The sequence below is a fragment of the Adlercreutzia sp. ZJ154 genome, from assembly GCF_011039055.1.
GTDB lineage: Bacteria > Actinomycetota > Coriobacteriia > Coriobacteriales > Eggerthellaceae > Adlercreutzia_A.
In genome coordinates, this window is the sequence record NZ_JAAKEF010000005.1 from 19,523 (window position 1) to 34,841 (window position 15,319).

General features: G+C 47.9%; 11 protein-coding genes. 10 read left to right on the forward strand and 1 reads right to left on the reverse strand.

Features of this window, described 5'->3' with window-relative positions; genetic code table 11:
* The first annotated feature begins 88 nt into the window (after nucleotides 1-88).
* The gene (locus G7Y37_RS03380; RefSeq protein WP_165061847.1) at nucleotides 89-1,009 is read left to right on the forward strand and encodes a 3-phosphoglycerate dehydrogenase; all 921 of its coding nucleotides are present in this window, start codon (nucleotides 89-91) and stop codon (nucleotides 1,007-1,009) included.
* An 86-nt stretch (nucleotides 1,010-1,095) separates the two neighbouring features.
* Here G7Y37_RS03380 and G7Y37_RS03385 read toward each other — a convergent pair whose 3' ends face one another.
* Nucleotides 1,096-2,886 (reverse strand): LuxR family transcriptional regulator, encoded by a 1,791-nt coding sequence (locus G7Y37_RS03385; RefSeq protein ID WP_165061850.1) that lies wholly within the window; start codon nucleotides 2,884-2,886, stop codon nucleotides 1,096-1,098.
* 321 nt (nucleotides 2,887-3,207) lie between these two features.
* On the opposite strand from G7Y37_RS03385, the gene G7Y37_RS03390 reads away from it, so the two are divergent.
* The 9 genes from G7Y37_RS03390 to tig all read left to right on the forward strand — a co-directional run bounded on the left by G7Y37_RS03390 (nucleotide 3,208) and on the right by tig (nucleotide 15,284).
* The gene (locus G7Y37_RS03390; RefSeq protein WP_165061853.1) at nucleotides 3,208-5,529 is read left to right on the forward strand and encodes a molybdopterin-dependent oxidoreductase; all 2,322 of its coding nucleotides are present in this window, start codon (nucleotides 3,208-3,210) and stop codon (nucleotides 5,527-5,529) included.
* Between the two features lie 20 nt (nucleotides 5,530-5,549).
* Nucleotides 5,550-5,906, forward strand: a complete 357-nt coding sequence (locus G7Y37_RS03395) for an oxidoreductase (protein WP_165061856.1) — start codon at nucleotides 5,550-5,552, stop codon at nucleotides 5,904-5,906.
* 91 nt (nucleotides 5,907-5,997) lie between these two features.
* Nucleotides 5,998-6,273: a hypothetical protein gene (locus tag G7Y37_RS03400; RefSeq protein WP_165061859.1), complete on the forward strand. Its 276-nt coding sequence runs from the start codon at nucleotides 5,998-6,000 to the stop codon at nucleotides 6,271-6,273.
* Between the two features lie 149 nt (nucleotides 6,274-6,422).
* Entirely contained in the window at nucleotides 6,423-6,767 is a 345-nt protein-coding gene (locus G7Y37_RS03405; protein ID WP_165061862.1) for a hypothetical protein, read from the forward strand.
* A gap of 67 nt (nucleotides 6,768-6,834) precedes the next feature.
* Nucleotides 6,835-9,093, forward strand: a complete 2,259-nt coding sequence (locus G7Y37_RS03410; protein ID WP_165061865.1) for a leucine-rich repeat domain-containing protein — start codon at nucleotides 6,835-6,837, stop codon at nucleotides 9,091-9,093.
* Between the two features lie 14 nt (nucleotides 9,094-9,107).
* A complete protein-coding gene (locus G7Y37_RS03415; protein WP_165061868.1) occupies nucleotides 9,108-10,733 on the forward strand; it encodes a VWA-like domain-containing protein in 1,626 nt (541 codons plus the stop codon).
* Nucleotides 10,730-13,027, forward strand: coding sequence for a methyltransferase domain-containing protein (locus G7Y37_RS03420; protein WP_165061871.1), 2,298 nt, complete (start codon nucleotides 10,730-10,732; stop codon nucleotides 13,025-13,027). The genes G7Y37_RS03415 and G7Y37_RS03420 overlap by 4 nt, the downstream gene beginning before the upstream one ends.
* Nucleotides 13,028-13,430: 403 nt before the next feature.
* Nucleotides 13,431-13,889 carry a hypothetical protein gene (locus G7Y37_RS03425; RefSeq protein ID WP_165061873.1) on the forward strand — a complete coding sequence of 153 codons (459 nt, stop codon included), beginning with the start codon at nucleotides 13,431-13,433 and terminating at the stop codon, nucleotides 13,887-13,889.
* Nucleotides 13,890-13,976: 87 nt separating this feature from the next.
* On the forward strand, nucleotides 13,977-15,284 hold the full coding sequence (gene tig, locus G7Y37_RS03430; protein ID WP_165061876.1) for a trigger factor: 1,308 nt from the start codon (nucleotides 13,977-13,979) through the stop codon (nucleotides 15,282-15,284).
* Nucleotides 15,285-15,319: the final 35 nt, after the last annotated feature.

Sequence of the window (15,319 nt, forward strand, 5' to 3'; positions counted from 1 at the left end):
TTTGCAATAGCGAAATTTTTGCTGTTTGGTACCCGTTTTTCGCTCAAAAGTATAAACTCAAACAACTAAGTACGTCGAAAGGAATGTAATGTATAAAGTACATTGTCTGAATAATATTTCAGCAAAAGGGTTAGATCTTCTAACCGACGAATACGAGCTTGTGGACGATCCGACACAGGCTGATGTTTTCCTAGTACGTTCTGCGAATATGCACGAAATGGATATTCCGGCTAATTTGAAGGCTGTGGCGCGCGCGGGTGCTGGTGTTAACAACATTCCACTGGAAGCGCTGGCTGAAGCTGGTATTCCGGTATTCAATACCCCCGGTGCAAATGCCAATGCCGTAAAAGAGCTGGTGCTGGCAGGTATGCTTCTAGCAAGCCGTGACATTGTGGGTGGCATTGAGTGGGTGCGCGAAAATGCCGACGATCCGAATGTGGGCAAGGCAGCAGAAAAGGCTAAGAAAGCATTTGCAGGTGGCGAAATAAGCGGTAAAACGCTAGGTGTTATTGGTCTTGGCGCTATAGGAAAGCTAGTTGTTCCGGCTGCCCAAGCGCTAGGCATGAAAGTTGTTGGTTATGATCCGTTCATGGACGCACAAAAAGCAGCTGCAATTTCAGCTGATATGCGCTTCACTGCCGATTTGGACGATTTGCTGGGTGCATCTGACTTCGTAACTATTCATGTACCTGCTACTGATAGCACTCGCGGTATGATAGATGCGCATGCCATAAATCAGATGAAAGACGGTGCTGTATTCCTGAATTTCTCGCGCGATGTGTTGGTTGATGATGCTGCTATGGCGGAAGCTTTGCAGTCTGGCAAGATTCGTCACTACGTTACCGATTTCGCAAATCCGGCTGTGGTAAAAATGAAGAACGCTATTGTATTGCCGCATTTGGGTGCATCTACTGAGGAAGCAGAAGACAATTGTGCAATTATGGCAGTGCAAGAAATTATGGAATACCTATCAACTGGCAAGAAAACGCACTGTGTAAATATAAAGTAGAGCTAACAGTTTTAGGTATGCAAAGGTGTGCAGGCTGGTATGCAGGGTATGCGAACCGGTGTGCACACCTTTAATTTTGCGCTAGATTAGAATCCGTGATACAAGACTTCTTCTTCGAGATACGCAGCGTCTGCATCCATTTTTGATTCAGCTGTGCTAGAAGTTGTGTGCGGACGCGGTCTATCTTCCACCATAGTTAATAATTCTTGCTGTGTATGTATATTTAGCTTCTTATATATATGATTGATGTGCGTTTTTGCGGTGCTTTTTGATACGCACAACTTTTCCTCAATAAAGACTGCTTTATGACCCTTTGCCAGCAAGAACAGCACTTCCGTTTCGCGACGGCTTAGTAAATACTGGTCGGCAATTTGCGTGCATCGTTTGTAGAAACTGCCTTTTTGACGCTGAGGCTTCTTAGATGCAGCAGCTGTTTCATTAGATGAATTCAATGATTCGGATGAATCCAGATTATCTGTAGAACCTGTCGTTGCCAATTTAGTCTCGGAATCTTCCATGTCAAAATCGTCTGGATGATTTGGGTTGGCAGCATCGGCTTGCTCATCGGTGGTGGCAGTTCCGTGCGCTGCGGCGCTATCTAGTACCATCTGGTTCAGCTTTGTGGCATCTTCCACAAAGTCTGTGTTTAGCATTCGCAAAACATTGCGTTTGCGTGGCATAAATGCACCGGCAATCATCAGACAAATAATGGATGCCATAGCTAGCCCTGTCCATCGCAAGCTGGTCCATTCGTCGTATACCCCGATGCGCATCGTAATTAACGATCCAACAACTACACCTGCTATAAGAAGACCGCAGCCTATGCCAAACACAAAAATTGGCGACAGTCTAAATTCTTGCGCCATATCTGAAAACAACACCCAAAGCAGCGTAAGAAAAACACTAAACCCTAGCGCTAGTAGAAAAATGGCGCTCAATTGATAAGCGCTGTTAAACAGTGTAACTCCTAGCATTCCTATGCCCACAATAGGAAGCATAAAACGAAATAGGGTGTCCCAGTGTGCTTCATTTTTCAGAAGCCCTACTGCGGTGATAAAAAGAATAGCGCACAAGGCACATGCGGCTCCCACCAATAGATTGCCAGCCATATCCGGTGTGCAGAATGCGCTGTGTATGCATATGCTGCCAATAACCCATAGAGAAATGCCGAATATAAACATAGGAACGCCCAATTGCAGCAAAAATTTAAGTCGGCTTACGCGCAGCGCGTGGAATATAGGCATTTCGCGCCGTCTGTAATAGGGAATTGGTGTCAAATGCCACAGCACAATTGCGGTTATTAACACAAGTGCTATTTCAATTGAAATGGAAATTACGGCGGGTATCCAGTTAACAAGTGCAATTGAAATTACAAGACCTATTACCATGCCGAAAGCCGAATTCAAGGTAATGGTCGTAAATTCATACCTTGCAAATGCAGTACACCACAAGCAAGTTAATACACCCGACCCTATGCCGGCTAGTAGGCTTCCTAGGCAGGCGATAGTTGTGCTGGCGTTTGCTGTGTCTAACAGACCGCATAATGCCAACATTGCCGTACCGACAATGCATAGTATTCCCGACAATATAAGCACATTGCGACCAACGTAAAATCTTAGGAAATATTGATTAGTTAACCCCATCCATAGTAGGCAAATTGCAAGTGCGCATATATATGCAAGGTGGATGGCTATGGTTACATCGTTGGAAACAGAAGCTAAAAATGCGTTGTCGCGCATTAATAGCATGGGCATACCAAACGGTGCCGAAAAAACCCATGCAATGAAAGCAGCAAGCCCTACTCCTAGCGCTGAAAGATCACCAGAAGTTTCAGCGCTGTTAGAATTACGACCGAAACTTAAAGTTATATGTGGCAAGTTGAAAACCCCAATTCAACCTGAAGCATTAGTACCCAATAAAAGCATCTGAACAGGCATTATATAGTTGAACATCATAAAAATCAACCTGTCGGGTTGATGCTAAATTTTCGAAAAACAAATCAGAGGTACGACGTAAAAATCCATTCGTATATTAAGTTGATAGCAGCCGTTAACACGGTGTTTTATTTACGGCTTCAAGCGAATGCTTTTTAGCTAGGGATAAAAAGCATTAGTGTCTCAAGACATAGACCACTGTTAAGAGGCAGGCTTGTAGTTTTGGTTCCATTAAGTAATGGAGACGTGAGAAAGAAGGAAAGAATGGCATACGGTAAAGAATGGCGTGTCGAGCGTTCTGACGGCACCGTCGCTACCCGCTCCAACACTTGGTCGCCCCCGGGATCTCACCCGGTAGGGTATGGCGTTAAGGTTATTACCAAGGATGGCGAGCTTATCCGCATCGAGGGTGACGACGACAACCCAATTACTACGGGTCGTGTGAACGCTATGAATTTGGCGCTGCGCGAGTACACCTATGCGCCTTCACGCATCATTCACCCGATGAAGCGTGCTATTGAGGATCGCGGCAAGGATAAGTGGGAGCAGACCACTTGGGACGAAGCTATCGACACCATCTGCGAGAAGGTTCGTTACTTCCAGAACACCTATGGCCCCGAGTCCATCGTTTGCTTTGGCGGCACCGGTCGTGAAGCTTGCATCTTCTACTATGCTCTAACGTTCTCGGTTCTGCAGTCACCTAACTGCTGCTACACGCAGTCTGGTTGGTCTTGCTATGGTCCGCGTTGCTCTATCTCTGACTATGTGCTTGGCGCTGGCTATCCTGAGCTTGACTATGCTGGTCATCTGCCCGGCAGCTATCATGACCCGGCTTACACTCTGTCTAAGTGGGTTGTGGTTTGGGGTAAAGAGCCTCTGCCTTCCAACGGTGACGGCTTCTTTGGTCACTGCCTAGTTGACATGATGAAGCTTGGCACTCATATCATTTCTGTTGACCCGCGTATCACTTGGGTTGGCGCACATGATGGCAACATCAACCTGCAGGTTCGTCCTCAGACCGACACCGCTCTGGCTCTGGGCATCATGAACCTCATGTTCGAGAACGACGAGTACGACAAAGAATTCGCTGAGAAGTGGATTTATGGTCTTGATGAGATCAAGGCTCGTGCAGCTGAGTATCCGGTTGACAAGGTTGCTGCTATTACTACTGTTCCTGCTGAGGACATCAAGCGTGCTGCTCACATCATCGGCACCGAGCGTCCTATCGGTTGGGCATGGGGTCTAGCATTCGACCAGAACAAGAACGGCGTACAGCTGTCTCAGGCATTCATTGTTCTGGCTGCTCTGGCTGGCTCTATTGACCGTCCTGGTGGTCTAACTCTTGGTCCTCCGTCTGCTCTGCTTGGCAAGTGGCGTATGAACCAGCGTGGCGCTATGAGCGACGAAGTTTGGGAGAAGCGTATCGGCGCTGCTGCATGGCCCGGACTGTCCACTGGTATGGCTACAACTCAGCCTGACGAAACTCTGAACACCATGGAATCTGACGAGCCCTATGCTCTGAAGATGGGTTGGTTCAACAGCTCCAACTTCCTAACCCCAACCTGCTCCGCTCAGCCGAAGCGTTGGCACAAGGCTCTGCAGAAGCTAGAGTTTGTTGTTATCCAAGATCTAACCATGACCCCGACAGCTATGGCTGTTGGCGACTACTTCCTGCCGATGGCTACATGGGCAGAGCACACCGGTATCGTGCTTACCCACTATGGCCGCAACACCGTGTTCATGGGCCCCATGAACAAGGCTCTGCAGGTTGGCGAGTGCGTATCTGACGTTCAGATCTGCTTGCTGTTCGGTCAGCGTTTGAACCCCGAGTGGTATCCGTGGTACAAGCCGGCTGACGAGCATCATGTTGATTGGGATCTGCTCGAGCAGGCTACCCAAGACTTCTACAGCGATCAGCTGAAGGAACTTGGCTACGACTGGAATAGCTTCCAAGAGCTCGGCATTTATCAGCCTGGTGCACATGGCTTCGAGTATGAGAAGTATGAGAAGGGTCTGCTCCGCTTCGACGGTGAGCCCGGCTTTAACACCATTACTGGTCAAATCGAAGCTTACTCGATTCTTTATGAATCATGGGGCGAGGATCCGCTACCTTACTACGAGGAGCCCAACTACAGCCCCTACAGCGACCTGCGTACCGACGAAGAGAAGAAGCAATATCCGCTTATCACCACGTCTGGTTCTCGTCGCTACAGCTCGTTCCACTCAGAGCATCGTCATGTTCCGTCTCTACGTCAGATCGATCCGTGGCCGTGGGTACAGATCAATCCTGAGACTGCTAAGGAATATGACATCACTGAGGGCGACTGGGTTGAGGTCTACAACATGTTTGGTGAGGCTCGCTTCAAGGCAGAAATCACTCCAGTTATGAAGCCGGGCATTCTGAACTGTGCTCATGGTTGGTGGTTCCCTGAGCAGGACGGCGAAGAGCCCAACCTGTTCGGTGTTTGGAAGTCCAACTTCAACAGCCTTGTTCCTCACATGAATATCGGCAAGCTCGGCTTCGGCGCACCGTACAAGGGTGTTATGTGCAACGCTCGCCGTGTTCGCAGCCTCGACCAAGACTAACTCGAAAGGAAGTGAATTAAATGGCACAGAAATACGCTTTGCTAGTTGATTACACGTACTTCTCTGGCAATCATGCAGCCGAGATCGCTTGCAAAGAAGAGCTAGGCCTTCCTCTCGAGCAGTGGGGTATCAAAGAGGTTCAGGTCGGTCCTTTCAAGAAGGGTGAAGGGAACGACGGTGACGCTTGGGAATGGTTCTACATCCCTTGCCCAACCTCTATCTTCTCCGAGCACTGGGGAACTGACGGCGACAAAGCTGGTCAGCGTCCGTTAGCTGTTCAAGTTGAAGAGTCTGCCTCTATGTACTATGGTACGCTCGAGGAAATGCAGGCCAAGATGGCGGAATTCGACCGCCCGATGGTTCTGTTCCAGCTCTAAAGTTCTTTAGGCATTGTTTGGCACCTTCGGTTAGATTTTGAAATATAATTCGTAATCGAAGGTGCCGCATTGAGGACCGTAGGAGGTCAAGATGACCAAAGAAGAGTTTTTGGCGATGCCCGCAAATGAAGCCGCTGATAAGCTGAACGAGCTTATCGCTGGTGGCAAGTCTAAGGACGAGGCTCTGGCTGAATGTGGGGTTGCTGCTCCTGACCTGATGAAGGCTCAGATTTTTTGGGTAAAGGATAAGTATATTGCTCGCGCTTGGGGTGGCTACACTTCAACCAAGCGTACCGGCAACGAAGCTAATGACACTGGCATCGGTGTTGGCGATAGCGATCCTTCCAAGGGCTACGTTGGCGTGTAAGCGTTTTATTTAGCTCATTACTTTAGGGGTTCGTCTTTTGGCGAACCCCTTTTTTATAGACATTTAAGAATAGATAGTGAAATGCGTGGTAAATAGCTTTCTAGCTGGTATAATTTCAATAAAACGTGCACCGATACGGAGGTTTGTTTATGGCAACCGAGGAAGAAATTTTAGCTGAGATAGAAGAACTAGGTCGTCTAACTGAAGAGCAAGAAGACATCTTGTATAACATATCTTTGAAGCAGGATGAACTTGGTCGCGAGTCTACAAATATACTGTTGGAAAAAGTGGTCGATAACCCTGTTTATCAACCGATGATAGATCGTGAATATCTGACATACGATGTATTCAATCATGGCAGCAAACATGAAATAGCATGTCTTTATGTAACGCTTAAAGGTATTCGCTATTGCATCTTGCATGCCGATGAATTATCGCGGCGGCGCAAACTGAATCCTGCTGGTGCTCCTTGGGATAGCACTCCTGTTGCGTAACTAGTTTGTGGGGCGCACGACGGACGCGCTGCTTGGAAACATAACCAAACCCGACAGAAGGCAAGAAATGGGTGTTAGCCTAGGTGTCGATCTTAGCGACCTAGATGTTTGCTTTGGTGGTTTTTCGCCTACTTTAATGGGTGATGAAATACAGGCTCTAGCTAAAGCTGAAGAATCGGAGGAACGCCTTCGTAAGCGCAGGGCTGTGTTGGAACGTGCGGCTGCTGTAGAGGCTGCACGTGCGTCTGAAATGCGGGAATATGCCGATTCTCAGGGAAATGTCTGGAATTACGTTGTTTTAGACGGCACAGAAGTGCGGCTTGAACGCTGCATAAAGTTAGCAAACGCTAATCTGAAAGTGCCTGCAATCGTTGAAGAAAAACCCGTTGCGGCACTCGCAGATGACGTGTGCGCTAATCTTGCCAACTTGCATTCTGTAGAGTTGCCAGATTCTATAGTGTCTATTGGGTATTGCGCATTCAGGAATTGTGCCGAATTGCGCTGTGCAGTTCTGCCAACTGATGTAACTGAATACGACTCTGGATGGTTTAGAAACTGTCAGCGACTGGAAGACTTAACGCTGCCGGGTCGATTAGATCGCCTAAACCCCAATGTTTTCGATAACGCAAATATAAAACGTTTGCACATAGGTGTCGGTACTAGGGAAATATATCCCGGAACTTTCGGTAAAGGAAATTTATCTGAAATAGATATTGACACGCAAAATCCTTATTTGGAAACCGACGGCATAGCTATATATACGAAGAACAGGCTTGGACTTGTGGCGGTTGCGTTAAAAGTGCAAAGCTATGAAGTAGACGCAAATTGTGTGGCTATTGGGCGCAAAGCCATGAATGGAATGAGTGAACTGCGAAGTGTTCATTTGCCAGAAGGCATAAGCGCCATAGGTGAACATGCTTTTGCGCATACGCAGTTGCGTGAATTCGTGGCACCTAATGCACTTCGCGAAATACTAGAGCGTGCTTTTTTCGATTGTCCGGAATTGTACGAAGTTCGATTAAACGATGGTTTACAGCATATAGGGGAACATGCTTTTACAAGAACTGCAATTCGCGAATTGCAGCTTCCTGCGTCTATCGATCATATTGGGCATCCCATTACGGATGGGACGCATATAACCTATGCGGGTGAGCATGCCTCGTTTGGTATCAAAGCCGGCGCGAAGTTAAAAATAGATAAGCAGGGAGCACTTCTTCGCGAATGTGCTGATGGACTGCATTTAGAATGGCTGATAGACCCCGATGCGCATTATCTGAAAGTTCCAGAGGGCGTTGTTTGTATAGATGAACGGGCGCTTTTGAATCATAAATGTATTGAAGAGGTGGAACTGGCATCATCTGTGCGCGAAATAGGAAGTGCTGCGTTTAAGGGTTGCGCTAAGTTGCAACGCGTTGTGTTGCACGAAGGTTTGCAGCGTATAGGCAGCGATGCTTTTTTGGATACAGCAATAGAGTCTCTTTACATTCCTGAGACGCTGGAAAGTATAGGTACAATGGCGCTTGTAACGCAGAGTGCACATAGCGGCAGAGCGGCAACAAGTTTGCGAAAAGTTAGTGTTAGCGCTAAGAACCCGCATTTCCGCATAGAAAGCGGAATGCTTTTGACGGTATTAGGCGACGGAAAATGGCAAGTTGTGCACTATATGGACGAACAGCCTAATGTTGCCATTCCGCATTGCGTTGTAGAAATTGCTCCATATGCGTTTAGTGGGGCAAGCAATTTGTGCGAATTGCGCATGGATAGCAGCCTAGTAGATATCGGCATACGTGCTTTTGCTGTCAATTGTTTGGTTCGCTTACTTCATATAGACATGGCAGAAGCGTTAGAAGGGCACAGTTCATTCGAAATACGTTTCCCAGATACAGACCGCGGTCAGCACCAGCAATTTGTAGCTTTTACGTCTGTTGGCGGCTTTAGCATACCAACTTTGCTGGAGCATTACGATAATGCAATTGCGAATACCAGCAATTTTGACGCAGTACAAAGCGGCTATGGGCTTAGTCTTTATGAACAAGCCACGCGAATTTTAGAGCGCTTGCGCGACCCGGTGTTTTTAACGGATGTAAACAGGCAAATGCTAGAGCGCATTTTGCGGCAGCATCTTTTCGATATTTGCATTGCAGTTGCCAAGCATGATGACAGAGCGGCGATAGACGCATTGGTGGATTTAGGGTATCTGAATGCCAGCAATATAAGCGCGGCAATAGATAAAGTTGGTGCCGTGCAAGATGCCGCTATGACCGGATATATGCTAGAAGTACGGCGTTGCCGCTTTGGGCGCGCCGAACTAGATTTCGATTTGTAGAAATGTGGGGCGCTATGATAGATGCTGTTGACGAAAAGTTACGCCGTCGCGCAGAAGAAGACCGGCTAGCTGCAGACATACTGGAGGAATGTCGCGTTCAGCTGATGCTAAAGTTCCGCTTTCTAGATTTGGCGCTTTGGCGAATGTCGCTTCAGCCGGTGCGGGCTGGCGGTGCGTATCCGCTGGCTACGAACGGGCACATAGTGGCGCTTGAGGCTTTGCGTGTTATAGCCAGATTCAATCAGTCGTTCAATGAAGTTGTGCGCGACTACTTGCATATGGTTCTACACTGCATATTTAGGCATCCGTACAACGCCGACCATAAAGACCGCGAGGCGTGGAATTTAACTTGCGACATTATTGTTGAAAGTGTGGCTATGGATATGTGCGCTGGTCGCTTTTCCAGCGAAGACGATACGGCGCGCAAAGAGGCGCTAAGCAAGATTAGGCTAATGGCGGGCGACATGCTGCCGGGAAAAGTTTATTCGCTTGTTCATAATATGGTGCAAACTCCTGCGGGGCAGCAGTATCGCGGGCTTGGGCGTAGCACCTTAAATGAATGGCATGCGCTGTTTGAGCGCGACGAACATGCTGCTTGGCCCGCTATGGGCGATACGGACAATAAATCCGTTGAGAATGTTCCGGAAAAATATTCAGAGGATGAAAGCAGTAATAATGAACAAGCTGCATCTTCTATTGAAGAATTGCTAAATGCCGAGCAACTTCCTGAAAGTATGCGCGAGCAGATGCAAGACCTAGAAAGTCGCGGGGAAGACGAGGGAAGCGAAGGCGGTGGCGAAGACAACTCTGCTGAAGCCGAATTGGCTGCAGAGCAGATGTCTTATTCGCACGAAGACCAAGGCGCAGACCCTATGGGCAATTTCCAAGATAATGAAGAGCGAGAAGATGACGCAAAGGAATGGGAAGAAATAAGCAAGCAAATAGCGATGAATTTGGACACTTTTAGCAAGGAGTGGGGCGAAGAGACAAATAGCTTCATGCAAAATTTAGCGCTTGTTAACCGCAAACAGTACGACTACTCCGAATTTTTGCGGCAGTTTATGGTGCAAAACGAAGAAATACTAGTAAACCCCGATGAATTTGACTATGTCTATTACACCTATGGGATAGATTTGTATGGAAACATGCCGCTAATTGAGCCGCTGGAATATAAGGAAACCGACCGTATTCGCGATTTTGTTATAGCGATAGACACGTCGGAGTCGGTTAAGGGCGATTTGGTGCGTCGTTTCGTGCAACATACTTTCGACATTCTGAAAAGTTCGCAAGATTATGCGACCGATGTAAACATACATGTAATACAAAGCGATTCTCGCTTGCAGGAGGATATGGTTATACGCGATATGCGCGATGTTGATGCGCTGATGGAGCGCTTTAAGGTGCGCGGTTTTGGTGGAACCGATTTTCGCCCTGTGTTTGACTATGTGCAGGGTATGCGCGACTCCGGCAAGCTTACCGATATGCGCGGATTGATATATTTTACAGATGGGCTGGGCACATTCCCGGATGCTCCGCCCGATTTTGATGCAGCGTTTGTTTTTGTGGAAGATGAGGCGCGCGAAATTCCTGCCGTGCCGCCTTGGGCAATTAAGCTAGTTGTAAAGGAAGAGACGTTATGATGAACATCACTCAGGCGAAGCAGCAAATTAAAGATACGGTAGAGGCGTATTTGCAGCGCGATGAAGCTGGCGTTTTCGCCATAGCGCCTGTACATCAGCGTCCTGTGTTTTTGCTGGGTGCGCCGGGAATTGGTAAAACCGCCATTATGGAGCAAGTGGCGCGCGAACTGGGAATTGGTTTGGTGTCTTACTCTATGACGCACCACACGCGCCAAAGTGCTCTAGGTTTGCCGCGCATTGAGCGCCGCAGCTTTGAGGGCTTAGATTTTGAAGCATCGGAATATACGATGAGCGAAATAGTGGCTGCAATATACGACTATATGGAGCGTACTGGGCTTAGAAGCGGCATTCTGTTTTTGGATGAAATTAACTGCGTTTCCGAAACGCTGTATCCGTCTATGCTGCAATTTTTGCAATTCAAAACGTTTGGCAAGCATAAGGTGCCGGCGGGTTGGGTTGTTGTGTGCGCGGGCAATCCGCCGGAATACAACCGTAGTGTGCACGAATTTGACATAGTAACGCTTGACCGTCTTCGCGAAATAGATGTGCAACCCGACTATAGTGCGTGGCGCGAATATGCTGTGGGGCGGGGCTTGCATCCGGCTGTTACCACTTTTTTGGAAGCGAAGAAAGATTGCTTCTATAAGGTTGAGAGCAAGCCGGGCGGTGGTAAGTCGTTTGTGACGGCGCGTGGTTGGGAAGATTTAGCTGATCTTATTGCGCTGTACGAGCGCATGGAAAAGCCCGTCGATCGCGATTTGTTCGAGCAGTTCTTGCGCGATGATGAGGTATGCGACCAATTCAGTGTGTACTATGCGCTGTTCCAAAAGTATCGCAGCGATTATCAGGTAGATTCCATTTTGGCAGGCGAAGCTAGCGATACTATTCGCGCACGGGCGCGTGACGCTGCATTTGACGAGCGAGTAGCGCTTTTAGGTCTGCTGCTTGATGCGCTTGGCGACAGTTGTGCTGACACGTTGCAGCTGGAAGATGTTTGCATGCGTTTGCGAGATGTCCTGCGTGAAGCTAAGCCGGAACTGTTAGATGGGGCTTCCGCTGATGAGGCGCTTGGTGGGAGAATTGTGCATATTGAATCTGACCTTGCCCGTCGAGAAGATGCTGGCACGGTATCGATTTCTGAAATAAAGCGCGAGCGATTGGTTATAGGAATACTGAAGGCTTTTTTGGCTGAGTGCGTATTGCAGCAGACTCCAAGTGGTCAAGCAGCTTTTCGCACTATAGAGGCTGCATATAAAGCAGAAGTAGCGAAAGTTCAGCCGGCGATAAATGAAGCTAGCGCCAAGATGGATCGCGCTTTTGAATTTGTTGACGGCACAATGGGAAATCGCGAAATGCTGGTGTTTTTGGCAGAACTGACTACGTGGCGTGCTACTACTCAATTTGTATCGCACTACGGAAACGATATGTATTACAAGTTCAACGAAAACTTGCAGGTTGATGCTTCGCGCGCAGGGCTATATGACAGAGTAGAAAAATTAAACAATCTGGATGAGGGCGATGCTGAGGCTGCTAAGCCGGTTGCAGCCGCCGGGGCTACCACACAAGCGGTTTCCGCTTCTGTATCTAAATCTTCCACAGACACGGCTGCGCTGGCGGAGCACTACGCCAACAAAGAATTCGAATATGGCTTTGCGTCGGTATGTAAAATGCTGCTTCCCGCAAGCGAATTGAAAGGCAAGCGTGTGTTAGATGTAGGCAGTAGGCGCGGGCGCGGGGTGTACAAGCTAAGCAGCATGGTCGGCAACGAAGGTCATGCGATTGGCATAGATTGGAGTCCGTCTTATGTGCAGGAATCTATTGATGGCATGAACCGCGCTTGGCACGATAGCGGGCTTAAGGGCAACAATATGGAATTTCACGTGGCTTACCCGGAGGATTTAATTTCTGCGGGCATTGGCACGTCTACGATAGATGCTGTGTACATAAATAACGTTGTAACTCTGTTGTACGATCAGCAGCAGGCATTGCGTGAATTTGGGCGCGTGCTGAAGTCGGGCGGGCTGTTAATACTGGAAACGGTGTTTGCCGACCGCAGCCGCAATGAAGCTGTCGTGGAAGCCGCGCGTGAAATTGGCAACAGCATTCAGGCTGCACACACTGAAGCTGAAAACTTGGCATGGCTGGAAGCTGCTGGTTTTGACACGCCAAGTATTGAAGATGAATACGAGGTAGCTGCTAATTTAGGATACAAAGCAGGTGAAACTGTAGATACCGTTTTAGATGATGAAGACGTGCACTATAAAGCGGTAAGTTTATACGTGCGTAAAAAATAGACAGCAAAGATGACAGGGCGGGGAGGCAGCACTTAGTTTGAAAAGCGATTAAACATGTGCAATCCGAAAAACCAATTGCATAACGCCCGATTACGTACTTATGGAAGGCTTTTCCCACAAAAATGGTCAAAACTTCCAGCTTTTCACAGTCGGAAAGGGCAAATAGCTTTCATTGGTGCATCGCCAAATGCTGTTTGCCCAGTGTCCTCCACAATTCAGTTAAGCAATTCGGTCTTTCGACTGTGGAAAGTCGAATTTTTTGACCATTTTTGTCTATTTATTTTCCTCGCACGATTTAGGGGATGACATTAACTCCGCTGTCATCTCCCCTAAACAAGCTAGACGATTGAGATTCGCGTATATATGATGCAATGTAGCGATTTTTTGAGAAAAGAGGTGCCTGATGGGTTCGTATGAGAAAGAACAAGAGCTAATAGCCGAGGGTAAAGCGCAGCGTGGACAGACGGCGCTGGACTATTTTGCCGAATTGGATGCAGCGTTGCCCGAGGAAGCCTCGCGCCTGTCGCATCGCCCAGATTACAGCAAGACGCTGTTTGCGCCCGAAAACGATGATGTGTATCGCGAATTTTGCGCTTACGTCGATTTGTCCGAGCCGCGCTTTTTCGACGCAATAGAAAACCCTATGCAAGTAGATGGACACACAGCGGCTGAAATCTATTTCGCTATGAAAAGCAGCAATGATCGCATAATACAAATAGATGGTGCTGCCGTTTATAACATGATGATTAACTTACGCAATAAACCCGAAATATATAACAAGGTGCTTAAATTTCGCCCAACGTGCTATCAGGCAGGTTGTGGTGCAAAAGATGCAGCATTTGATGCCGGTTATTACGATTAACTTTAACTATGCAGCAGTCTTGTAATGCCTAATGATGGTATGTGTGAGATACTATCTTGAGCAGAAATTTTCAAGTTAGGAGCTGTTTTGCAGGTTAAGGATATTGCTCGAGAAGATGATGGCACCCAGCAAGAAGCGGTGCTTACTATAGTCGCGTCTGCCGATGAAGTGAAGGCGGCAACTGATGAATTCTTCAAACAGATAAGCCAGCGAGAAATACCGGGCTTTCGGAAAGGTAAAGCTCCTCGTGCGGTGCTAGAGCAGCAGGTAGGCGGGCACGCGAATGCTATGGGCGGCGTGGCTGAGGTTCTTATCAACGAGAATGCGTTTGCCGCAATTGATGGCACGGGTGTCATATTTTTGGACGAACCTTCGTTTAATGTTGATGAAGTACCCGAAGAAGGTGCGACTTTTACGTTCACCGTTTCGGGACCAGTTGCACCAGTAATGCAACTTACAAGTTATGATCCGGTTGCTATAGAAATGCCTTCCGAAGAAGTTACGGAAGACGATGTAGAGCAGCAAATAAAACAGATACAAGACCACTATCATACATTCCAAGATATAGAAGATGCTGATCATACTGCTGAAATGGGCGACTATGTGCGAGCAGTTATGACTATATCGAAGAACGCTGATGGCAGATTGGTGTCGGGTATACGCAATACCAAGCGCATGATTGGCTTGGGCGAGGGTACGATGCCAAAATCCTTTGACGAAAAACTGATCGGTGCGAAAGTTGGCGACGATTTAGAGTTCGATTTTGAGGCGAAGAATGCGGACGGCACATCCGACTATGGCGATGGCGACCTTCATGCAGAAGTGCATATAGAGGGCTTTCGCAAGATGGTTCTTCCCGAATTGGATGATGCGTTTGCGGCAAAGTTGGGTTGCGCCGACATGGAAGACCTGCGTAAGCAAATGCGCACAAATATAGGCATGCAGAAGGCACAAGAGCTTCCCAAACTAAAGGTTGACCGCGCTATTGATGCAGCCACACAGCGCTTAGATGGCGAGGTGCCTGATTATTTTGTAGATTTCGTTCGTCAGGATGTCGGGCATGAATTCATGCAGAATTTGAAAGAGCAAGGGGTAGATCTGCAACAGTGGATGCTGCAGAACTCTGTAGATGGCGACGCTATGAAAGAAGATATTGCACGCGAAGCCGAGCGTAGAGCCGCTATAGACTGCACGCTAGAGGCTATATTTGCGCACAATAACTGGGAAATAACCGATGCCGATATAGATGAATTATTCGAAGGCGAGAAGGATGCACAGGCTACGCGCAAATCTTGGGAGGATGCGAATCGCACAGCTGATTTGTACAAGATGGCACGCAGATCTAAGGCGGCTCAATGGCTTGCCGATACAGCAGAGGTAACAGTTGTTGAATAGCCCTAGCGGATATTTGCTAAGCGATCATACAAAGG